This window comes from Jejuia spongiicola (genome assembly GCF_023502325.1).
In the GTDB taxonomy this organism is placed as follows: Bacteria; Bacteroidota; Bacteroidia; order Flavobacteriales; family Flavobacteriaceae; genus Wocania_A; species Wocania_A spongiicola.
The window spans coordinates 598,257-623,736 of sequence record NZ_JAMFLZ010000001.1; the positions used below are offsets into that span (position 1 = coordinate 598,257).

12 protein-coding genes are annotated in these 25,480 nt (G+C 31.6%); all 12 read right to left on the bottom strand.

Annotated elements, in window-relative coordinates; genetic code table 11:
* Positions 1–128: 128 nt before the first annotated feature.
* The 12 genes from M3P09_RS02820 to M3P09_RS02875 all read right to left on the bottom strand — a co-directional run bounded on the left by M3P09_RS02820 (position 129) and on the right by M3P09_RS02875 (position 24,915).
* On the bottom strand, positions 129–3,074 hold the full coding sequence (locus M3P09_RS02820; RefSeq protein WP_249971940.1) for an endo-alpha-N-acetylgalactosaminidase family protein: 2,946 nt from the start codon (positions 3,072–3,074) through the stop codon (positions 129–131).
* Between the two features lie 7 nt (positions 3,075–3,081).
* Positions 3,082–6,447 carry a VCBS repeat-containing protein gene (locus M3P09_RS02825; RefSeq protein ID WP_249971941.1) on the bottom strand — a complete coding sequence of 1,122 codons (3,366 nt, stop codon included), beginning with the start codon at positions 6,445–6,447 and terminating at the stop codon, positions 3,082–3,084.
* A gap of 154 nt (positions 6,448–6,601) precedes the next feature.
* A complete protein-coding gene (locus M3P09_RS02830; protein ID WP_249971942.1) occupies positions 6,602–8,170 on the bottom strand; it encodes a RagB/SusD family nutrient uptake outer membrane protein in 1,569 nt (522 codons plus the stop codon).
* A gap of 10 nt (positions 8,171–8,180) precedes the next feature.
* On the bottom strand, positions 8,181–11,654 hold the full coding sequence (locus M3P09_RS02835) for a TonB-dependent receptor (RefSeq protein ID WP_249971943.1): 3,474 nt from the start codon (positions 11,652–11,654) through the stop codon (positions 8,181–8,183).
* A gap of 81 nt (positions 11,655–11,735) precedes the next feature.
* On the bottom strand, positions 11,736–12,680 hold the full coding sequence (locus M3P09_RS02840; protein ID WP_099564734.1) for a FecR family protein: 945 nt from the start codon (positions 12,678–12,680) through the stop codon (positions 11,736–11,738).
* Positions 12,681–12,748: 68 nt separating this feature from the next.
* Entirely contained in the window at positions 12,749–13,318 is a 570-nt protein-coding gene (locus M3P09_RS02845) for an RNA polymerase sigma-70 factor (protein WP_347709792.1), read from the bottom strand.
* Positions 13,319–13,478: 160 nt separating this feature from the next.
* Positions 13,479–14,576, bottom strand: coding sequence for an acyltransferase family protein (locus M3P09_RS02850; protein WP_249971944.1), 1,098 nt, complete (start codon positions 14,574–14,576; stop codon positions 13,479–13,481).
* A 37-nt stretch (positions 14,577–14,613) separates the two neighbouring features.
* The gene (locus tag M3P09_RS02855; RefSeq protein WP_099564731.1) at positions 14,614–15,339 is read right to left on the bottom strand and encodes a LytR/AlgR family response regulator transcription factor; all 726 of its coding nucleotides are present in this window, start codon (positions 15,337–15,339) and stop codon (positions 14,614–14,616) included.
* Positions 15,339–16,394 (bottom strand): sensor histidine kinase, encoded by a 1,056-nt coding sequence (locus tag M3P09_RS02860; RefSeq protein ID WP_099564730.1) that lies wholly within the window; start codon positions 16,392–16,394, stop codon positions 15,339–15,341. The genes M3P09_RS02855 and M3P09_RS02860 overlap by 1 nt, the downstream gene beginning before the upstream one ends.
* Positions 16,395–16,451: 57 nt before the next feature.
* Positions 16,452–19,760: a VCBS repeat-containing protein gene (locus tag M3P09_RS02865; protein ID WP_249971945.1), complete on the bottom strand. Its 3,309-nt coding sequence runs from the start codon at positions 19,758–19,760 to the stop codon at positions 16,452–16,454.
* 109 nt (positions 19,761–19,869) lie between these two features.
* Positions 19,870–21,783, bottom strand: coding sequence for a SusD/RagB family nutrient-binding outer membrane lipoprotein (locus tag M3P09_RS02870; protein WP_099564728.1), 1,914 nt, complete (start codon positions 21,781–21,783; stop codon positions 19,870–19,872).
* 12 nt (positions 21,784–21,795) lie between these two features.
* Positions 21,796–24,915 carry a SusC/RagA family TonB-linked outer membrane protein gene (locus tag M3P09_RS02875; protein WP_099564727.1) on the bottom strand — a complete coding sequence of 1,040 codons (3,120 nt, stop codon included), beginning with the start codon at positions 24,913–24,915 and terminating at the stop codon, positions 21,796–21,798.
* Between the last annotated feature and the right edge of the window lie 565 nt (positions 24,916–25,480).

Here is a 25,480-nt window from a genome sequence, read left to right on the forward strand (position 1 = left end):
ATGCAATGTAATATTGTAATAACCTAATAAATATTGCTAAAAGCTCTAAGAGATTAGGGCTTTTTTATTTTGGAAAATATTAAAATCAATAGAATTTACTAGAACTATAAGCTCACTCTTTTAAAACCTCATTTAAGCTCTATTATTTCAATATCATCAACTATAAGATCCGATTCGTTTTTATTGTTTTTTATAAAGCCAAACCATGAATTTCCTGATGCAGCTCCTGTAAATGTGACCACATATTTTTGTGTTTCAAATTGAGGACTAATAATATGTTCTGTTAATATTTCGGTATTATCTCCTATAACAAAAGAATAATCTTTTGCTTCTGCTTGGTAATTAAAAGAAACTTTATATTTTTTGTTTGCTTCAAAACGTAGATTTTGAGGGATGGTTTGCACAACTAACCCTTCTACATTCTCATGTATTTTTAGCGACCATTTTCCGCTTATAACATCATCTACTTTTTTATTATTCCAACCTTTTTGTGTAAATGGGGAATGGAGTTCTGCCAAATGGATTCTAGGATCATTCGCACCACCAGCAGGACCCTTTACAAATGGATAAATACCAGATGGAACATGCTCAAAATCTTCTTTGAAATAAATGCTATCAGGTTTCATAGTATGTTGAATCTGTTTTACACGAATATTATCAAAAACAACAGCACTATTTCCTTTTTCTGCTTTTAAATATAACTCAACATCTTCATGGTATTCTTTTACATCAAAATGTACATACATGCGTTGCATTTTTGAGCCATGTTTGCTATCAGCAGCTATAAAGTTTTCCCACAGTGAATTTTTTGTATAGTTAAAATCATTTCCACGCTCATGTTTAACACCTAAAATCGCTTTTCTATTTTTTGAATTAATGTATACTGAAGCATAATAATGGCCTTTAGGCAATCGTTTTAAAGTTTGGCTCACACTGGCTTCATTACCCCCTTCAATGTGGAGTTCGTATTGGCCGTTATAGTTTCTTTTAATGATAGCATTATCTCCATCTACGGTCCAATTTGTTAGGTCACCGCTGTTAAAAGCATTGTTTTTTACTAAAGCTCCTTCACTCCAGATTACGTCTTCATTTTTTTGTTTCTTTTTATAAATAATATAGGGGGTTTTCGCTTTTGCGGAAAGCGTTACATTACTATTTTTAACCTTAATTTCTTGTTCGTTAATTCTTCCTAAGTCTGATAGTTCATAGAAAAAAACCGAGGTAATATCATGCCACGAGTTTGGTAATTGCCATGTAGTCTCTCCTTTATTTGAATTCCAGTGATATAATTTTTCTTCAGATTCAGGACTCCATGGTAGGAGATAAGAGTTTTTATTATAGATGATTTTACCATCTTTAGTAATAGTTCTGTAACCCAAAACATCTGAAACAATAACATTGTTTTTGAAAGTAATGGATTGGTCTTCCCATTTTAAAATAGGAAAATGTTGTAAATACTTGGTAGGTAAATTTACATCGAATGTAATACCAATGCAATCATCAAAATTAATTCTACCTTGCCAACCTTCAAAGTCTACCATTTCTGCCCCGCCAAGTAAAGGGTGTTTGGCAATCCACGTATCTTTTTGATGGTTTCGAATAAACCTAACTATCTTACTATTATAACCTTTAATACTGGTGCCACCGTATTTATAGTCAACTGCCCAATGATTCCAGACAGCATCGTATTCATGGTCTTGTGGAAACTCTGTAGTGTAATACAACCCTAGTGAGTGAATTTCTCGCCCTAGTTCTCTGCTGTCCCAACTGCCTTTGGCGTACCAAACATCTACATATAAAAAATCTAATTCTGGTACTTGGTCTTTAAGAGATTTCAATCGCCTTAATCTATTGCCAGAAACACCATCATAGCGTTTATCCATATAATAAGATTGGTCTAACCAATTCCACCCCCGTTTGGTTTTATCTATCAAAATTTCATTAAATGCATTCGCCTCAGGGTATGATTCTGTACCATTTATATGTACACCAATTGATGCATTATATTTTTTGGCAGCATTGCAAAGTATATTCATCTCCTCAGCGCCTCCCTGTCTGTGGCCAATATCTCCATAATCTGGATGTTTAGAATCATGACCTTCAGATCCGTAACCTTTTAAAATAACATATTGTCCCAAACCGTCAGTGTTTAAGTAAATACGTTTGGTTTCTTCTAATGATTTAGTAAACGGATTAGTGGCTTGGCTACTAAAATTCATGGGAATACGCTGTACCACCATATTTGGAATTTTTTCTGAACCTATGGGTGTATTTAAAATATCTCTGTAAGCAATAGCCCCATCTTGCCAATCAATTTTTGAATCGTTATTAACATCATTAGTAATCACAATTTTTGCTTCTGGCAATGGACTAGGTATTGTTGCTTGATTTGCTCGATAAATCCAAGAACCACTCCAAATACTAGTTACTATTTTACTGCCTTGTTTTACAGTTTGTTTTTTAATACGATTGTTATCTGTTTTTTCTTCAACGGCATTAGTCCATAAGGCAGCAGCTAATTTATTGTTGTTTACTATGGTGTACAGATAGCCTTTTGCAACACTATCAGTGGGCGTTTTTCTTGTTAACTTTTGAAATGTATCACCATTACCTTTAATGGCAGTGTACATTTTAGAACCAGAAAATTGAGCGTCTTTTTCGCTACTTTTTATACTTAATAAATTATGATTAGGAATTTCAATAGTGTGTAGTTTGAACGTTCCTTTTTCGGTTACATTATCAAATTTTAGAATAACGGTATTTTTTACAACTTTAATATGTAAATCGATTTGTAAGTCGATTTCATCAATATTTAAGGAAAAATAAATAGCATCATTTTTAACTTCTGATTTTACTTTAGGGATAAACTCTTTATGGTTTAATTTGATAATGTTTAAAGTGCTTTCATTGCCAAAAAGATTAGCGTTATTAGCTTTCCATTTATATCCAATGATTCTTGGAAACCCCTTGTCAATTGAAACACTTAAGTAATCAGAGTTTAATGTAGCAACTTCTTGAGCAGTTGTATAAAATGATATAAAACAGCTAAGAATTAATAGGTATAAAGGTTTCATTAATTTTTTATTTTTTGGTATTGATTTTTAGCAACGATAAGGTATCGTCATTTCTAGCAATTAATATAGATTTAGTGCCACCAACTGTTATAAAAGCAGCATCTTTTACATCGCCATTTTCCCACAAATTGGCTATGGCATTAGAAACAAACTCAAATTGATTAGCATTATTACCTTTAAGAAAAAAACCGTAGTTGGCATCGTTTCTTGGGGTTTCAACTTCTGACCCGTAAAGGTTCCCTAATAGTAAAATGTCTTTAATAGAGTCGTTATTAAAATCGTCAATTAAAATTTTGTTTACAGAAGATAATTGTGCTCTATTTTCAAAAGCATTAAATTCAAATTTTCCGTTTTTATTTTTTAATATAGCTGATGCAAAATAAGTAGCTTTATAGGAAATACCTTCAGATAGCTTTTCGCCATATATATCTTTTATATCAGCTGATCCAAAATCGTTATAAGTTTTAAACTTCTCTTTAATAAAAGGCATTTGTTGAGAGGAGCATTGTCTTCCTCTCACAGGATATACTTTATTTTCTTGACTATAACCTAAAACAATATCATCAGTATTATTATCATCAAAATCGTTTAAGTATAAATAAAAAGGGTTATCAAAACTTACTTTGTATTTATAATTTAAACCTAAATTCCCTGCAATAATATCAAGATTATTATCATTGTCAATGTCGCTTACTTCAATCGAACTCCACCACCCAACATGTTCGGACAAACCATATTCAGCAGATTTATTGCTGAAAATTCCAGAACCATTAATAAACAGTTCTATAGTTCCCCATTCGTTAGCTAAAAGCAAATCAGAATCTCCATCTTGATCTATATCTGCCCAAGCTAAGGCAGTAATCATGGTATGTTCTACTAATTCCGGAATTGATTTCTGAGTAGCATCTTTAAAACTTATTGTACCATCTTTTGAAATGTTTTCCAATAAGTAACTGTTAACTGGACGACCATAAAATCCAGGTTTTATTCTGCCACCAATAAACAAATCAATATCACCATCGTTATCAAAATCAGAAGGAGAAACACGTAGTCCACTTGAGGTTATGTTAGGGATTGCTGAAGTGTTTTTAATAAAATGACCATCGCCTTTGTTTTCGTAAAAACGATCTAAATAGTAGTTGTCATTTGGTTTTAATTCTGTACCTCCACTTATAACATAAAGATCTTTATCACCATCATTGTCGGCATCAAAAAAAACAGCTCCAACATCTTCATGTTTCTTATCTGAAGCGAATACATTTATGTTTTTGTTAAAAGTACCAGAAGAGGTTTGGATGTACAATTCGCTTTTTTGATTTTTTGCACCACCAATAAAAAAATCATCAAGACCATCATTATTAACATCAGCAACTGCTAGAGCAGGACCAAGTTGAGACATTCTGTGAGGTAGGAGCACTTCTTTTTCAAAATCATTAAAATTATTTTCTTCATGTTTGAAATTTATTCCTGATTTTTCAGTAATATCTGTAAATACACCTTCTGAAGCTTTTACTAGTTTAGTTTCTAAAACATTTTCGTTTTCATATGAAACCGTAATAGTTTGATTTGGTTTTATATTTTTAATAACATGGTATGTGTTATCATTCCAAATGACTTTTAAGCTGTCAATTATATTGTCTTGTTTTATACCAAAATGAATAGCGTCTGCCATGGCAGATTGAAACCCACGTGTAAAATGATTTTCTATAGTCTGCTGGGTAGATTTTGAATATAATTCAATACGTGCTCCTAAAGCATTAAGATTTTGTTTAGTACCTTTTAACTTTACTTTTAAATAGTTGTTTAAAGTTGCGTTGTTTTTATAAATAAAGGATAGGCCTGAGGAATTGTTAACTACGATATCAATAGCTCCATCGTTATTAAAATCGGCATAAGCTGCACCATTGGAATTTGTGGTATTATGCTTTATGTCAAGCTTTTTAAATGTTAAATCGCCATTGTTTACGTAAAAATAATTTTTCTTTTTTCGAGATGGCATTTTCGATAAAATATCTGTGATATAACTTTTTGGTTCTACACTTTGATTTTTAATAACTTCTGCCTGTTTTTCTTTTCTATAATTAACAAAGTCATTGTTTCTAAAATCTCCTTTTATTCCATTTGAAATAAAGAGATCTTTATTTCCATCATTATTCATATCAAAAAATAGAGGAGCCCAACTCCAATCGGTGCTCGAAACTCCTGATATTTGGGCAATATCTGAAAACATAGGCGTGTTTGTTTCTTTATTTACTCCATTGTTTAGTTGTAATGTGTTATACATGTACTGATGATGTAAACCAAGGCTAGAATTTTTATAAAATTTTTCTGGAGCCATTCCGCTCATACTTGTTTTTTGAGAAAAATTATCTTCAGCCATCATATCTACTGCCATAATATCTAAAAGACCATCGTTGTTTATATCGGCAATATCATTACCCATAGAAAAGTTAGAGATGTGCTTAAAGGCTTCTAAAGATGCTTCTCTAAACGTACCATTTTGGTTATTGATGTATAGAAAATCTTTTTCAGAAAAATCATTACCTACGTATACATCTGGCCAGCCATCATTATTTAAATCTGCTACAGCCACACCAAGCCCATATCCAATCATGGTATTAATTATTTGGGCTTCATCAGTTACATCGATAAATTTCCCATTACTGTTTTTGTAGAGGCGATTTCCTCTATGATCAGACTTTTGAGTAATAAGATTTTTTAAATTGTTTTCATCATAAGTATCTATACCATGATTTAATAAAAACATATCTAAATCACCATCTTTGTCATAATCAAAAAAAGTAGCTTGTGTCGTAAAATCTGGTATATCCAAGCCATATTGTTGTGCTTGGTCTTCGAATTTAGGTTTACCATCATCGCCAATCCCCAAATTTATTAATAGCACATTTCTTCGTTTATTAGGGTCTTTAAGCTTGCCAGATTTGCAATAATAAATATCCATTAAGCCATCATTGTTAATATCAACTAAAGTAACTCCAGTTCCAAACCCATAACCTCCACCTGCATTTGCTAATTTGGTAATGTCATTAAACCGCATATCTCCAATATTAAGATAAAGTTTATTTGAGGTTGTGCTGTTTACAAAATAGATGTCGATTAAACCATCATTATTAAAATCTGCTACAGCTACACCTCCTCCATTATAATAGTATTCGTAGTACAATCCATTATTACTTAAATTCTCTTTGAGTTCATTTAAAAAGAAAATACCTGTTTTTTCAGGAGGCAGAACCGTAAAAAGATCTTCTAGTTCTTCAACTATAGGTTGTGTTTGCTTTATTTTAGTGGCGTTATCTTTTTTACAAGCATATACCATTAAGAAAATCAATAAATAAAATGTGATTCTTTTCATGTGCTTATATTATTTGTTTTGTGGTAACACTTAAATATTTTTAAGATACTATTTCATTTCTTAAGATTTTATTTAAAAAATAGAACCCATTTTAAAACTAAAAACAGGTTCTATCTACAACTAAACTAACTCAAACTATTTTATAGGGAAACTATTAATACCCCGAATTTTGAGTTAAATTTGAATTTTTATCAACTTCCCCTTGAGGAATTGGAAATTTTAAGTTTGCATCATTCCAAGTTCTGGTTTCCCAAATCTCTTTCCCGTCATCTATTAGGTTGCCATTAGTATCCATGTCTACTCTGTAAATAGTTAATACTTCAGGACTGCCAGCTATACCCCAGCGCCTTATATCCCAAAAACGATGTTCTTCGAAAGCAAGTTCAACTCTTCGTTCTCGCCTTACCCTAGCCCTTAATTCAGACTGGCTTGCTACTACTATTGGCGGCATATTAGCTCTATTTCTTACTGTATTAATAGCATCTACCGCTAAACCTAAATCCGTATCAGATTCAATTAAGGCTTCAGCATAATTTAAGTACACTTCGGCCAATCTTAAATGTATCCAGTGTTGTGTACTACCATCTCCGTGGTTTCTGTCTTCCTGAATCATTTTTCTTAAGCCATATCCAGTTCTTGTAAAATCCCCACTGGTTGCAATACCTGCAAACCCTCCAGGTCTAAATTCCCAGGTTAAGCCTTTCCATTGTGAGCCATCATATAAGATTGAGGCGTCAAACCTTGGATCTCTTCCTGAATAAGGATTATTTGAATCGTAACCAGAACCTGCTTCTTCTGGTAATAAACCAGTGGCTTGCATTTCGTATTGGTCCACTAAATTTTGAGTAGGCCCTGTTCCTCCCCAACCACTTACTGAAGCTGTAGATTTTGGAGTGTTGAATAAATTTGCCCAATGTGTTTTATCAGGATCGCTAAATTGAGTATCGAAAATAACTTCTGAAGCACCGTCTGTTACAAAAACACTTTCATAATCACTGTCAAGAGTTCTTGATGTATTATCTAATACTTGCTTAGATGCTGTTGCAGATTCATTATATTTACCTTCGTACAGTAACATACGCCCCTTTAATGCCATGGCTGCATCCCACGAACCTCTTGTTGATGAAGCACTGGTTGCATTAGCAAATAAATCTGCTGAAGTATCTAATTCGGACACAATAAAGTTTAATGTTTCATCAGTGGTATTCCTTGAAACCAATAAATCATCCGTTAATTCTTGAGGAACAGTTATAATTGGAACACCTCCATAAGTTTTTAAAAGTAGAGCATAAAAATAGCCCCTTAAAAAGTGCGCTTCTCCTTTTAATCTGTTTTTTACCTGATCTGTACCTTCTAGTTGATCATAATTTTGAATAAAGTTATTTAATCGTCTTATTTGAAAGTAAGCATTACCCCATAACCCATTAAAAGCTGAGTTGTTTGAGGTTATGTTGGCCGTATTAAACTGAGTGTTAGATGCTGGCCATGTATATGAGTTCTCTCCATCATCTGTAGCAGCATCTAGCATATACCAACCTCTGTTAAAACCATGAGGAACACTGTTATAAACTGCATTTAAAAATGTTTCTGCAAAAGCAGGATCTGTAAATACTACTTCAGAGGAAATAGTACCTTGGGGTTCTACTTCAATAGAATCACTGGTACAAGAAAATTGTAATATAATAAATGATCCTATGAAAAATAAAAGTTTTATTTTTTTCATAATTTTTTTTTTAGAATTGTAGATTTACACCTAAGTTATATACCTTTTGTTGTGGATAAAACCAACCTCTTTGTTGTGGGTTTTCAGGATCTAAATGTTTTATTTTTGACCATGTTGCTAGGTTTCTTCCATTAAGATAGATTCTTAACCTATTAACACCTATTTTATTAGTTATGTTTTCAGGAAACGTATAACCAATTTCAACATTTTTAAAACGCACATAGTCCCCTGGCATCAACCAGTAAGAAGAAGTACGTTCATTTACTGCATTATTATTTAATGTTAACCTTGGGTAGGCTGCATTAGTATTTGTAACATTACCATCTGCACCTATTTGAGCTCGACCTAAATGTCTGTCAAATACTTTTCCACCGTTAAAAAAGGCCCAAGCGGATTCATTAGACAAGTACATGTCAAAATTTGCGGCACCTTGAAACAATGCTGAAAAATCAAATTGTTTATAATTAAACCCTAAATTTAAACCAAAAGTAATTTCAGGGACATTGCCTTTTCCCATAATTGTTCTATCATCATTGTCTACTTTCCCATCTCCTGTAATATCTGCATATCTAATATCACCTGGTTGTGGATTTTGAGTTTGGTACACGCCATCAGGAGCACTGGCATTTAAGTCGTCAATTTCTTGTTGTGTTAAAAATAAACCATCTGCAATAAAGCCAATTCGGGTACGAGCTTGTATTTGCCTTCCTGTAAGTTTTCGTAACGGATCTACATCATCAGCTTCGGCTATATCTACTATTTTATTTTTTGAATATCCGAAATTGAAATTTGCAAAGTAATCGAAATCTTTACCTTGTCCTTTATGATTTAAAATAATTTCAAATCCTTTATTGTCTACAACCCCTATGTTTTCAAAAGGTAATGAAGCTCCAAAAGTACTAGGAACCTGAAGGGATCTTGTAGTTAAAATATCGCTAGTTCTTTTAGAATATAAATCAGCTTCTAAAGTTAGAGCATTGTTCCATAGCCCTAATTCTAGTCCTAAATTATAAGTTTTCGCTTTTTCCCAAGTTGTTGCAGCATCAGCTAAACCACTACTAGAAATAGTTTGAGAAACATTGGAATTGTCTATAAAAGGACCTCCAAAACCAAAAAATTCTAAATACCTAAAAGGACCTACACCTGCATCGCTTCCAAGTTCACCATAGGAGAATCTTAGTTTTAAATTACTTATAGTTTTTGAGTTTTGTAAAAACGCTTCTTGAGAAGCTCTCCACGCGAGAGAATATGATGGAAAAAAACCAAATCTGGAATTTTTACTAAATTTATAAGACCCATCATACCTTCCGTTAAATTCTACTAAGTATTTATTGTCAAAGGCATAAGTAAATCGTCCTGCATAACCTAAAATCGCAGTTTCAAATGTACCATTTGAAATAGACCTAGTTTCTGCATCACCAGCAATAAATAATGGAGTTGATGTACCTGTTAAATTACTAATACCAGAAGTTAGGATACTATATTCTGTCTTTGTTCTTGAATAAACAAATTTTGCTCCAAAATCATGTTTATCAATAATTTTTGAATAATTCAATATAGCTTCTGTTGTTAGCTGAAAACCTTTTGCCCTTGATTCTGATAAACTAGCTGATTCACCTCTATCAGCGGGTGTACTTAAGGAAAATTCTCCGGTTGAAGGGTCAAATAGAGTGTATGTTCTAGGAACATTAAAGGAAGTAACACTGCCCGTAAAATTATCTCTATTATTATTACTTCCACCAGCAGATCGGTCATAAGCAACTTGAGTTGTAAGGCTTAAACCTTCTAAAAATGGAAACTTAATATTTAGAGCTATTTTTGATTGAAAATCAAAATCCTCTTCTTCTCTGTATCCGTTATCAATAAATGGTTGTTGAGCAAATATTGAATAACCTCCATTTGAATATTGGTTTACCTCAGTTGGGGGGGTTCTCATAAGGTTAGAAAATAATGTAGATGCAGTTACTCCAGGACGCTTTCTGTTTTCTACAGCTCCAGAAAAATTTGCTTGTAATTGTATATTTTCATTAACATCTACATCAATATTTGATCTAAAATTGAAGCGATCATAGTTATTGTTATCATAAATAGCATCTTGGTATAAGTAGCCTAATGAAGTAAAATACTTTATTGTATTTTCTGTATTACTGCCGCTAGCTGAAATGTCTATAGAATGCATTGAAGATGCCGAATCTAAGACTTCATCGATCCAATCTGTGTTTGGATGTGTGTTTGGATCCGACCCACTTAAAAACTTTTGTAAATCATCATCAGAATATGCTGCCGGTACTCCGTCATTTGCATTAGCCTCATTTAAAAGCGTAGCATAATTAAACGAATCTAAGAAGTCAGGCATTCTGGTTGGTTTTTGTATACCAGAATACATATTTACGTTAAAGCTGGTTTTGCCTTTACCTCTTTTAGTAGTTATTAATATAACTCCATTTGCTGCTCGCATTCCATAAATTGCTGCAGCTGCGGCATCTTTTAACACACTAATACTTTCAATATCATTAGAGTTAATATTATTTAAAGCTCTTGGAATACCATCAACTAAAACTAATGGTGAATTATCATTTAAAGAGCTAAGACCTCTAATTCTAATATTTGCAGCATCACCACCAGGTTCTCCAGAGCTTTGTATAGTTATTACACCAGCTAACCTACCAGATAAAGCACTACTAACATTTGATGTGCTATTTTTAACAATATCATCAGATTTTATTGTAGCAATAGAACCCGTTAGGTTTACCTTTTTTTGAGCTCCGTAACCAACAATAACAACCTCATCCAGTTCAGAGGTGTTTTCTTGTAATGTTATGTTTAATATACTTTGCTTGTTTACTGCTACTTCTTGTGTGGAAAACCCTATATATGAAAATACTAAGACATCATTTGAATTTTCTACGCTAATAGAATAATTTCCATCAAAATCTGTTGAAGTTCCTTTTTGAGTCCCTTTTATCAATACAGTAACTCCTGGTAAAGGATCTCCTTTAGAATCTACAACTTTACCGCTAACACTAGTTTGAAGTACAGATTTAATGTATTCTGTAACCATTTTGGGAGTTAACGAGGATGTAATATTAGTTTCCTTTTTTCTAAAAATATTTTCAATTTTTAATTTAAGTTCAGGTCTATCTTTAGGGTATAATATTATTTGATTTCGCATAAAACTATAGTCTATGTTTGTATTACTAAACAATAGACTTAATGCTTCATTGATTTCAATGTTTTCAACTGCTAAAGATTTTTTTAAATCAACATTTACAATACTGCTATTGTAAAAAAAGCTAAAATTACTTTTTTGTTCAATTTCTGTTAGAATCTTTTTGATTTCTACATTTTCGGCGTTTAATGTAATGTTTTGCGAATAGGCATCACTTGCAAAAATTTTTGTAAGCGATATGCAAAGTAAAACTAAATAAATTTTCATAATCCGAAGAATAGGGATTTTTGAAAAAAAGTGTTGCTTTTTTTTCATACTTTTGTTTGGTTTTAATTATTTAATACTAGATGTGCTAAATGATTAGCTTAAAGGGTAAGTGTTGCACCACTTACCCTTTTATTGTTCAATGTTTAATCTTATAATATTATTTTTTTGTATTGAATATGTTATTGGTGACGATATTTCGAACAACTCTAATATTTGATTTATATTTAAGTTATTAAATTCGCCTTTGTATTTGTAATCGAGTATTTTAATTGATGATACATCAAATTTCAAATCATACATTCTTTCGAGATCTTTAATGACATCACGCATAGGAGTGTCATTATAGATTAACCTTCCTTCTTTCCACGCTGTAAAGTTTTCAGTTTTTACGTGCTCAACTATCATTTTATCTTCACTTTTTAAATAGGTGGCTTTTTGTGATGGTGATAATTCAACAATGGTATTTTTGCGCTCTTCAATTACTTTTACTTTTCCTGTAACTAAAGTCGTTTCCATTTTTCTATCCTCAGGATAGGATTTGACGTTGAATGAGGTCCCTAGTACTTTTATTTTTAGACCTTCATTAGTAGTAACTATAAAAGGTTTTTGCTCATTTTCTGTGACATCGAAAAAAGCTTCTCCTTTAATAACTACCTCTCTAGTATTGCCTTTAAAATGCTTAGGATAAGATAAAGCACTATTTGAATTTAAAGTTATTTTAGTACTATCTTCAAGAAAAATCACTTTTTTCTCAGCTTTTTGTGTAGTTACTAAAACTAAAGAAGTGTCGTTTTGTTCACTATCTGTAAAATCATTCTTGTTAGATAATTGCCATGTTAACAAAGAGGAAGTAATTACTACAAGTATAACAGCAGCATATTTGTATATTCTTTTTATTGTATGCCTTGAAGATGATTTACTTGTTTTTCTTAAGTTTTTAGCTATTTCTTTAGCTTTAAGTATTTCGTATTGTTTCCTTTTTTTAGGATTATTAAGTAACCAATCTACAACCTCCTTTTCTTTTTCTGGAGAGAGTTGCCCTTTAATTAATTTTAATATTTCTTTATTACTCATGTAGATAGCCTTACTACAATATAATACGATGAAAAGTAAGTGTACCCCTTAGTGGGTTTTAAAAAAAATTATAAAAAAGGTAAATAATCTTTCAAAGACTTTCTTAAGTGCTTGATTGCCTTTGTTATATGATTTTCTATGGTTTTTGTAGATATGTCAAGCTCAGATGAAATTTCCTTGTGTTTTTTACCTTCAAATCTACTTTTAATGAAAACTAAACGACATTTTTCTGGAAGTAACTTTATGTTTTCATTAATTAAATCAATAAGCTCATTCTCAATTATTGTTGAGGCTGTGTTATTTGTTAAAGCGTGAAAATTTAATAAGTTTTTTTGTTGCAACGAGTTTGTTTCTAAAGCTAAGGCGTGTCTTTTACTTCTTAAAAAATCAAGACAAGTGTTTCTTGTAATTCTAAATAAGTAGCCTGTAATATTTTTATTTACATCTATTTGGTCAATGTTGTTCCAAATTTTTATAAAAACATCTTGCAATACCTCTTCAGCATCTTCATTTGTAGGGACATATTGTTGAACAATTTGCAACAACAAGGAATAATGCATGTTGTATAGTAAATCAAATAAGTCTTTTTTACTAGTTTTATTTAGAGGAATAGATTTTTCTAGTAGTTTTTTGATAATGCTATTTAATTAATTTTTGTGCAATTTAAAAAATATCTAAACATTTGTTAATGTTTAGCGTTCTTTTTTAGAGATGCTAATGTTTATTAGCTGTTTTGTTGTAATATGTTTAATACAAGAATTTTTTGTTAGCAAACTATTCTTACTTTTTTGATAAAAACTAAACTTTAATAAAAATCTTTTTCTTATATAAAATATATCCTAGAAACAAATAAAAAAGAACTACAGTTAAGGCATATAATAAGGAAGACAATTTATCTGCTAAAAAGGGCTGTACAAATATGTTATTATACAACCAAGAATGAATATTTTCTTGTTGATTAACTTTTGTTAAGTAAAATGATTTAGAAATAAAACTAGATAAAAAATAAATAGTAATAGCATTAGAGCCTACATACTTAAAAATAGTACCAAATTTCCAATGTAATACATCCGTTAAGTAGTAGATAATTACTAGAATTAAAGTTGCCCACCCACTAGTTACCAATACAAAACTACTGCTCCAAATAGCTTTGTTTATTGGAAACCAAATGCTAAATATATAACCGCTAACTAATAACGATATAGCGACCATTAGTAAATAAGTCAGCTTATTAATATTCTCTTTTGATAATATAAGACCTACTAAAATACCAGAGATGCTTGTTACAATTGCTGGCAATGTACTTAAAAGACCTTCAGGATCATAATCTGGTTTCCACATGTGTTTTCCTAAAACATTTAAGTCAATATAATTTGCCCAATTGTTAGCAGCCCTATCAAAAGTTGGTAAAGTCCCATCTGGTAAAGGAACAAACCCTAGAAACAACCAGTAGCCAATTAAAATAAGTAAGCCAATTGAAAATAAGACTTTCCAATTGCAGTTAAGAAATAGTATAGCAGAAATTAAAAACACTATGCCAATTCTTTGTAAAACACCAGGAAACCTTAACATTTCTATATCTTTAGCAAAAGGAAAATAGGGTAAAAATAAAGCTAAAAATAGCCCAAGACCAATAAGTTTTAAGCTGCGAATAATAATTTTTTTATAAGTATTCCAATTTTTTGATTTGTTTTTGTATGCAAAGGATATTGAAATCCCTACTATAAACAAGAAGAAAGGGAATATCAAATCGGTAGGTGTCAATCCATGCCAAGGGGCATGAAGTAAAGGGGGGTATGCATGAGCCCAAGTTCCGGGAGTATTAACTAATATCATCGCAGCAATGGTAAACCCTCTAAGGATATCTACTGATTGAATTCTTTGTTTTGTACTCATTTTAGAGTTTTTTAATATTGATTAAAAGCAATGCGCTTTAGTTTTCTTTATCTTCTTTAATATTGAAAATACGTTCTTTGGTTTGTTTTAAGTAATTCCGCCCAATCGGGATTCTTCTACCAGCAATTTCTATGGAATTGCCTTCTAATGCTACAATTTTATTTATTGAGATATTGTATGATCGATGTACGCGTATAAAATTTGATTGTGGTAATTCCTCAGAAATTGCTGTAAGCGATTTGTGTACTACATAATCGCCTAATGTTGTAGCTATTTTAATATAATCTTTTAAGCTTTCAATAAATAAAATATCGTTGAGGTTAACCTTGATTAGTTTTTTGTCTACTTTTAAGAAGATATGTGGTTCATGGTTTAATTTAGAGTCTCCAGTGGAACTGTTATTGGTATGTATTTGTTGATAAACTTTATTAATTGTTTTTAAAAAGCGATTAAAAGGTATTGGTTTTACTAGATAATCTAGAACATCCAACTCAAAACTTTTAACGGCATATTCTCTGTAAGCAGTAGTAATTATTACTAAAGGTTTAGGATTAAGATTTTCTATAACTTCAAAACCACTCATTTGTGGCATATTTATGTCTAGAAAAAGAACATCTACTTTTTCTTGCTGTAAAATAGCAAATGCTTTTAAAGGATCATTAAAAGTTTCGAGAATTTCAATATTGTCGAAATTTTTTAAATGATCTTCTATAACGCTAATAGCTAGTGGTTCATCATCAATAATAATACATTTAATCTTCATTAAACCGGTATTTTTAAAAATAAATTATAGATATTTCCTTCTATTTTGGTTTCAAGAATAAAATCATTTGAAAACAATAATTGCAACCTTCTTTTTGCATTTGCTATTCCTATACCATGATTTTCTTCTACATAGTTTTTAGGGTTAAAATTATTAGCAACATTAAACTCTAAATAGCGATTGTTTAAGGTATTGAAACTCATGTTAACCTGAACTTTGTCATTTCCATTAAGCCCATGTTTAAAGCAGTTTTCTACAAATGAAAGAAACAATAACGGTGGAACTTCAAGGCCATCTATCTCTCCTGTTATATCCATGTCAAATTCAATACGATCTTTAAATCGCATTCTTTCAATATCTATAAAGTTATTTATATGATTTATTTCTTGCAACAAATTTGCTTTAGAACTTACGACTTCATATAAAACATATTGCATAATATCTGATAATTTTAATACCAACCTTGGGGCATTATCAGATTTTTTTAATGTTAATGCGTACAAATTATTTAAAGTATTAAAAAAGAAATGAGGCTGTATTTGTGTTCTCAAATATTTAAGCTCGGTACTCATTTGGAGTTTTGCCAAATCTTCATTTCTTCTTTTTTCAATGGTCCAATCAACTAGTAACTTTATTGCTGTAACAAAAGTGACGGCATAAAGCTCACCTAGTGCAACTACTATAAAGTGGTTAATGTCTAAAAACTTTACGGGTCTTTCAAGTTCAGGTGATAATGTTTTAGAAACTAGAAAATAAATCAACCCAGTTCTTACTATGTATACAAGAATCAGTATTATAATAATTGAGCCTATATATTTCCAGTATTTCTTTCTTAAAACAAACTTTGGTATTAAATAATAGACATTAAAGTATACGATAATAATATGAATTGGGAACTCAATTAAATTAGTTTTTAATGAATATAAGTAATCATTAAAATAACTCCCCCATCTTATTACATTAAACGTAAAATAACTAAGCCAAAATAAAATATGATATTTTAGAGCAATAGTTTGTCTAATTTTTGTGTTAAAAATGGAAAAGGTTCTTTTCATTTTGAGTTAAGCTTCTTACTATTTTATAATATTATAGTAGGTTAGTGCATTATTAACTTATTTGTTTTGTCTACTAAACAAATTGACTTTGCCATCATTATTTGTGATTAGCAATATAGTGTCCTTTTTTTTATTTATTGTAATGATATCTTTTGAGTTTCCTTGATTTATAAAGCCTGTTTTATTCATGTTTAATACATCAAATTTTTTGTCTTTATAAGATAAAATGTTGCCTAAAGAAGCATCGTAACGAACAGTTTCAACTTCGGCATTATAATGATTGCCAATAGCTATGATTTCCTTGCCTTTGTTATTATCAATGTTTGCAAACTCAAAATCCATAATAGGTGCTATTTGCAACATTTTAGGGAGGCTTTTAATTTCAAAATTACCCTTACCATCATTTTCTAAAAATATACTATTTAGCATGTGAGCTTTAAGATGGAGTGCTTTAGATAAAGCTTCTTTACCATAAATATCTTCTAGAGTAGCTTCTGCAAACTCGCTAAACGTTGGAAACTTATCCTTAATAAAAGGCATTTGCTGCGAAGAGCATTCTCTTCCTCTTGAAGGGACTAATGTGCCTTTGTAGTTTGAAGTTAAAACAATATCATATGTTCCTGAATTGTCAAAATCATCACAAAACACATGAAAAGGCTTTTTTACACTAGCTTTATATTTTGTATTTAACCCTAAATTACCAACAAAGTAATCCATGTCTCCATCATTGTCAATATCCATGCTTTCAATGCTAAACCAAAGCCCTTCAGTATTATTAATAGTTTCGTTTTTCGCGATTTTAAGAACACCATTGTCGTTTTCAAATACTGTTATTAGCATCCATTCACCAACTACAATTAAGTCCATATCATTATCATTGTCGTAATCTGAAAATACAGCATCTGTAACCAAACCAATATTTTTAATTTCTGGAGCTATGGTTTCAGTTCTATTATAGAATTTACCATTTTCATTTATTAATATGATTGATTCTGGTGCGTAAGGGTATTTGTTTGGAATAATTCTACCGCCAACAAATAAATCTAAATCGCCATCATTGTCAATATCTGAAGCTTTGATGGACTGTCCACTTGAATTAATCTTTGGGAGTATGTTTTTTCCTTTGCTAAAGTTTCCTTTACCATCATTTAGATAAATTCTGTCTTGATAAAAACTACTGTTCTCTTCGAATTCTGCACCACCACTTACAACATATAAATCATCATCATCATCATTATCAATATCTAAAAACAGCACCCCTAAATCTTCATATTGTTTGTCTTCTTGCCAAGTTTTTGTGCTTTGTTTGATAAAATTCCCGTTTTTATTTTGAATATATAACTCTCCGCTTTGGTCTTTGGCACCACCTATAAAAAAATCTTCTAAACCATCTCCATTTACATCAGATTTATCTATAAAAGGGCCATTGGTTGATTGACTGTGTGGTAGTAAAATTTGCTTTTTATAGTCATCAAATTCATTTTCATTATGCTTGTAAGTTATACCTTGTTCGGTTGGGTCATTGTTTTTCAATAGTGTTTTAGGCGTCTCTTTATTTTTGTTTTCTAGTTGAGTTGCGTTTTCCTGATTTACAGAAATGATTTGATTAGCATCAACGTCGGTTAGTTTAGTGTATTTTTGATTTGGCCATTCAATTAAAATTTCATCAATAATTGTTGCATCACCAATACCAAAATTAACTACATTTTGTACTGAAGAAATAAAACCTCTACTCGTATATAATTCTTGATATTGCTTTGCGGTATTTACGGTTATGGTAATTTTAGAACCGATTGCAAATTTGTTTTTGTCGCCACCATTTAATTTAATTTGAATAAAATTATTAGTGTCGTTATTTTGATAGAGTAGTGGTGTATCGTTGATGTTGTTTATAACCAAATCTAAATCGCCATCGTTATCAAAATCGGCATAAGCAGAGCCATTTGATTGGGTTTTTTCGGATAATCCCCATGCTTTAGCACTTTTAGTAAAATTTAGGTTGCCTTCGTTTTTAAACACATAATTACCAAGTTTTGTAGAGGGTTGTAAGGCTGTTATTTCTTTAAAGCTAGGTTGTTTTTTTTCTGAAAAGCGTTTGTCTAATTCGGTTCTAAAATCTTGATTAGCCATGTCTTTTAAAATGCCGTTTGTAACAAATATATCTTTAAGTCCATCGTTATCAAAGTCAGCGATTAAGGGTGCCCAACTCCAATCTGTCTTTGCTAAGCCACTAATTTGAGCCATTTCGCTATACTTTCCATTTCCTCTGTTTAATTGTAAAGTATTTACCATGTATTGATGGTGGTAATTATTTTTAACTAAACTGTTGAAATTTTCGGTGCTCATTGTGGCCATGTTTTGTTTGCTTCGTACATGATCTTCAGAAGCCATTTCTAGAACGAATAAATCTGGAAGCAAATCATTATTTAAATCGGCATAATCAGACCCCATACTACTGAAAGAAATGTGCTTTATTCTATCTAAAATTTCATTAGTAAACGTGCCATTTTTATTGTTTATATATAGCATATCTGGAGTTAAAAAATCATTACATACATAAACATCTGGCCAACCATCATTATTAAAATCACCTATTGAAGCACTTAAACCCCAAGTTTTATTGACCATCCCCGCAGGGTGAGTAATCTCGGTAAAATAAGCACCATCATTTCTATATAATATATCTGAACTGAACCTTGAATAATCCCTTTCTATACGCATATCAAGTTTGCCTGTGTTTTCAAAATCGGGCCTGTGACTTACGAGATACATATCTAAATCACCATCCTTATCAAAATCAAAAAAATAAGATTGCGTACTAAATCCGGGATTATTAATTTTCCATTCTTTGGCTTTGTCTATAAATGTGTTATTTTTTTGATTAATAAACAGTTTATTTTCTCTTGACGAGTAAGCGTTGCGACTTCCAGATTTACAGATATAAATATCTAACCAGCCATCATTATTAATATCGACTACAGAAACACCAGTTGACCATCCTTTGGCATCTTCTAATCCAGATGTTTCAGTAATATCTTTAAATTTAAAATCACCTTCGTTTAAATAGAGTTTATTTGAATTTTGATTGGCTACAAAAAACACATCCACTAAACCATCATTATTAAAGTCCGCAGTAGCCACACCACCACCATTGTATATGTTTCCAAAATTTAAAAAGTTCAAATCTGGAGTTTCTTCTACGTTATTCTGAAAAGTGAAAGTTGTTTTTTTGTTTGAAACTAAAGTAAATAACGTAGTGTCATTTGAAGGCTTATTTTTAATTGCCTTTATAGTTTTGTATTCTTTATTTTGATTGCAATTAACAAGTAAAAATAGTAGGGTTATATAGATAATAATTTTTTTCAAAATAGCACTTTTTGTAATGAATGATAAATATAAAAATAAATAAGGGAGAATCTATAGATTCTCCCTTATTACAATCATAAAATATTATTTATAATAGTATAATATTGGCTTAATTTTGTTTAGCCCACCATAATGGTGTATGTACAGTATCTGGTCCTCCTAATAAATCTACAGCTTGAGCATGTCCTACTGGGATATTATTTTCAAATGATGAAGGGTACTTCATACGTTGTCCAAAGAAATTTACTTGGTTTGTCATTACATTTCCAGCCGTTAATTGTGGTAAGTCTGGAAGTGGATTTTCAACCGCAGGGTTTTCAAAGAATGGTAAACCTAATCTTCTATGATCATTCCATATTTCAAGTGGCAACCACGAATTTGATGCTATAAATTTTTGTGTAATAATTTTATTCAGAAGGTCATTTCTAACATTACCTCCTTCGTAAATAGTATTTACTGGATATGTATATTCCACTGTTCCAGCAGCATTTGTATAACCATCAATATAATCCATAGTTACACTTGCTGGTGGCTCTGTTGTATGATCCCAGCTTACTGATGTTCCAGCATTATTGTATTCTTCAGAAGCTATATAAGTAGCTAAATGATCTGAAGTACCATAATATGCAAAACTCTCTGCAATTCCAGTTTCGTAAGCAACTTTTCCACTTATAGGAGTATTCCAGCCTCTCGCAGCACCTTCAGCTATTAAGAAATGTGTTTCCCAAGATGGGAAAAATACACGCTCAGTAAACTTTCCTCCACCTCTAAAATCAAGACCTAAACGAGGGTAAGATCCTGTTGAACGTAATTGGTTTTTCGCTCCTACATCTCCCCAATCTCCAGCTGCAAATGCATTATAGGTGTAAGCACCATCTAAAGTCATTAAAACATCTCCGGCATCATCTAATAAATCTCTTTCAGATTGTGTATGAGCACTACTCCAAGTTGGGAAATTACTATAATTAGAATCATCAAGGTTTCCAGGAATTGGGAATGTTTTATAAGCTCTAGGGTCTATTGTGTTTGGTAAACCATCAAACCAGAATCCTTTTGCAGGATCGTTAGTAAGTTGTGTAAAGTGATCATCAAACTTTAATCCCATATAATTTGCAGGTTTAATGTTAATTTGATCTTCAACTGGTAATTGGTCAACAGATGTTACACTACCTAATCCTACAACTACATTTCTATAAGCTGCAGTCATATAATGGCTATTCCATTGTCTAGACTGTACATTTGTATAGTTATTCCAGCCACCACCTTCAGTAATTCTCATATCATCGTCAGATGTAGCAATAATTTGTCCGCTATTAGCTGCTTCTTCAAAATGTTGTTGAGCAACAGAAGGAGCAACTTCTGATAAACGCATCGCTAAACGCATTCTCATAGAGTTACCGTACTTTTTCCATTTTGCATAATCATATCCAAAAGCTGGATCTAAATCTGCATCTGGTTTAAATGTGTTGGTCTCATCTATTTTGCTAACAGCATCTTTTAATTCTGCTAGCATAAACATGTAAACATCTTCTACGCTATTATACTCAGGGTTTTCTCCTTGGAATCCATTTATAGGAATTGGACCAAAACCATCAGTCATTTCACTCATAATATAGACTCTCCAAATTCTTGCAATTTGTAATACATTCTCAGTATATTCCTTAACGTTTCCTGTAGCAATTTTTTCTTCTGCTACTGTAACCGCAGTTGTAATGTTAAGTAACCATTTAGAGATATATCCGTTAAAATAGTCGTTAGTCCATCCATCGTTTGAACGACCTTGAGATAGAACTCCTAATCTAGAGGTTCTCGAAGCATCTTTCCAATATAATACAAATACACGTTCAGCAATGTGTGGATTTTGCTGTGCTGCTTGAATAGAATTGTTAATAAAAAATTCTACTTCTACTTGCTCTGCTGTCGCAGCCAAGGGATCTTTATTGATTTCTTCAAAATCACTACAAGAAAAAATCAATAGTGTGGCACAAAATAGTGCCAGTGTTTTACTTAATACTTTTTTCATAATTTTTCTTTTTTAAAATTTAGCGGCTATATTTAAGAATACAGTTCTTGTGGTTGGTGGTGCTAAGTTTTCAAAACCAGTAGCATTAGATCGTGTAGCATTAACTGCCTCAGGGTCTACACCATTTAAATGTTCTGTAATTAACCATACATTGTTGGCTGAAACTCCAACAGATAACCCTTGAAAAGGTGTTCGATCTATAAATGCTTTATCAAATGTATAGGTTAAATTTACGTTTCTTAACCTTACGTGTGTTGCATCATACACATTAGCTTCATTAATACCCAAGTTTCCAGAACGACCTGTAATAGCTGCCCAGTAGTTTTGAGGTGTAGCTCCAGTGGTATTTTCACTTAAATTTCCAGCGCCGTCATCTACAACACCATTAAATACAATATCAGCTCTTTCTCCGTTAAGTGCTGTAACAGCTGCTAAACCAGATCTTTGTAGCGCATGATTTGTGCCAGAGAAAATTTCACCTCCAATGCTAGCATTAAATAGGAAGCTAAAAGAAAAGTTTTTATATGTAAACATATTTGTAATACCTAATAAAGCATCAGGTTGTTGAGAACCTAAAACATGTTTGTCTGTTGAAGCTAGTGGTAATCCATCAGCATCAACTAAAATTCTTCCAAAAAATTGGCTTGATTCATCTTCAACTCTTCTAAACTTAGAACCTACTATTACACCATAATCTCCACCTACATCGGCTCTAATATTAAAGTTGTCAAACCCACCTAAGCTATATTCTGTAACATCGTCAGCCAACTCTTCAATAGTATTCTTGTTTGTTGAGTAATTAACATCCATGTCCCAAGATAATCCATCTGGGTTATCCAAAATTCTGGTTTTTAAAGTTAACTCAACACCAGTGTTTTGAATATCACCAGCATTTATCAACTTAGAATTAAATCCGCTAAAAGGATCTAAAGGAAGGTTTATTATCTGATTTGTTGCATTTTGCTTATACCAAGTAACATCTAATCCTATTCTATTGTTTAAAAAGCGCGCTTCTAAACCAACCTCAACAGATTTAATCAACTCATTTACAATATCTGGGTTTCTTAATACGCTGTTTGTACCGGCTGTTGTATTTCCGTTAGCATCATTACCTATAGTAAATGCGTTGTATAATGAAAAAGGACTCAAATCATTACCTACTTCAGCATAAGATCCTCTTATTTTACCAAAAGTGAACCAACTTGGTAAGTCACCACCATTTTTTGTTATCATATCAGAAATAACAAGTGATGTATTTACAGATGAGTAGAAAAATGATCTATTAGCTTCACTTAGAGCTGATGACCAATCATTACGACCAGTTATATCTAAAAATAAATAACCATCATAGTTGATTTGTAAAAGACCATAGGCTGAGTTTATTTTTTTGTTGCTAAACCCTTGAGAAACACTTGCAGGATTTACTCCATTATTTAAACTAAATAGATTAGGAACAAGTAATTCTCCTGAATTACTACTTATGCTACTTCTTTCTGTAGACATTAAGTTACCTCCTAAAGTAATAGATCCTCCTATTTTTCCAAAAATATTGTCTTTAGCAGCAGCTATTAAAGCACTATAGTTTTGCTCAATAAAAGTATTTTTTCCTAAACCATAAGAAGACGTACTTGAAGTACCGGCAAATACTTTAGATTCAGTATTTGTGGTATATAAATCTGCTCCTCCTCTAATTTCTGCACTTAACCAATCGTTAAACTGATGTTTTAAAGTCGCGTTAATTATAAAACGATCTCTTGAATCTGAACTTAAACGTCTTTGATTAGCCCAGTAAGGGTTAATTTGATTAGAGTTAGGGTCAAACCATATTTGATTTCCAAACTCATCTACACCTGCAGAATATTGCTCAATATCACGTGATCTCGGGAAATTGATTATGGTTTGATATTGACTTAAAGCACCAAAACCAGTTCTTGGTCTGTTATTAGCCGTAGTCCTATTATATTGCACTTTTGTATCCGCAGTCCATTTTTTGTCATTTCCAAACTTAGATACTCCTCTTGCTGTTAAATTTAAACGTTCTAATGTAGCTGATGGCGAAATACCTTCATCATCTAGAAAATTAGCTGAGGCATAAAAAGAACCTGCGTCTGATGAATTTTGTAGAGAGAGACTATGGTTTTGACTAAACCCATTTTTGTAATAGTTTCCTATATTATCATAAGCTTTATCAAAAACAACCGACCCTTGTTCAGGTCCTGTCTCTGTTTGTCCTTCAATTTTAGGCCCCCAACTAGATTGAGAATATTCATCATAAACACCTACAGAACCTTGCCCAAAACTACTCTGTAAATCCGGAACTGAGAAAATACTTTGAAACCCAGTAGTTACTGAGTATGAAACACCTAATCCTTTACTAGATTTACCTGTTTTAGTAGTAATTAAAATAACACCATTACCTGCACGCGAACCATATAATGCAGCTGCAGAAGCTCCTTTTAAAACAGATAGAGATTCGATATCATCTGGATTTATATCTGCTAAACCATTACCTAAATCGGCAGTTGGACTCCAGAAGCCTTCACCAGAAGATCCTGTAAAGTTATCTAATGGTGTTCCATCAACAACAATTAATGGCTGGTTATCACCAGTTAGAGAGCTATATCCTCTTAATACAATTTTAGAAGAACCTGCTGGTCCATTACTACTTTTAATAACTTGTAACCCTGTTATCTTACCAGATAAGGCATTAACCATATTAGGTTCTCTAGCTTCAGATATAGAAGCACCTTGGATTTCTTGAACGGAATATCCTAAAGATTTTCTTTCTCTTTTAATACCTAAGGCAGTTACTACAACTTCATCTAACTGACTTGCATCTTCTACAAGTGCTATATTAATGGTTGATTGATTATTCACAGCTATTTCTTGATTAGTATACCCAATATAAGATATAACTAAAGTGGCAGTTGAACTAGAAACTGTAATGCTATAGTTGCCATCAAAATCTGTTGATACACCATTAGCGGTTCCTTTTTCAATAACATTAGCACCTCCCAGAGGAATGCCAGTGTTGCTGTCTGTAATAGTTCCTGTTATAGTGTTTTGAGCTTGCATACTCTGCATGCTGACCAAACAAAACACAAACATTAGTTTTAGTAATTTTTGAATCATAATTTTTTTGAATTAGTTTTTAATTTTGATTGTTTCAAGATTTGTTCTTGAGGGTTTGATTTTAGTTTAGTTTTTTTGTTTTTGTCATTTATTTATAGTTTAAGTTAATTTATTGATTTTTAAGAGTGTTTAAACCTAATAAGGTATAAGAATATGCAAAATATCTAATTAAAGGGTTGATATAAAAAATAATATATATACAACACGTTTTTTATGACAAACAACTATTAATTGGCGATTAATGGTGTAGTCGAAATTTAATAAAAAGATATAATTAATATAGCAATAATGTAATAATTACATGAGATACAATACTATAAATATAAAAATTTATGTTGTGAAAACAAAATGGATATATGCAAAACTTTAATGACAGATTACAATATTGAATTGCGTTTTTTTGATTTTTTTGTATAAAATAAAATGAGATTTCACAAAGAAGGGTATGATTTTTAATTAAAACAAATCGCTTATCCACAATATATTGTTGTCTGTCTTTAAAACGATGTTGTTTGTATATTTTATTTAAAAGAGCAGGTATTTTAATAGTATATTGGTTACAAAT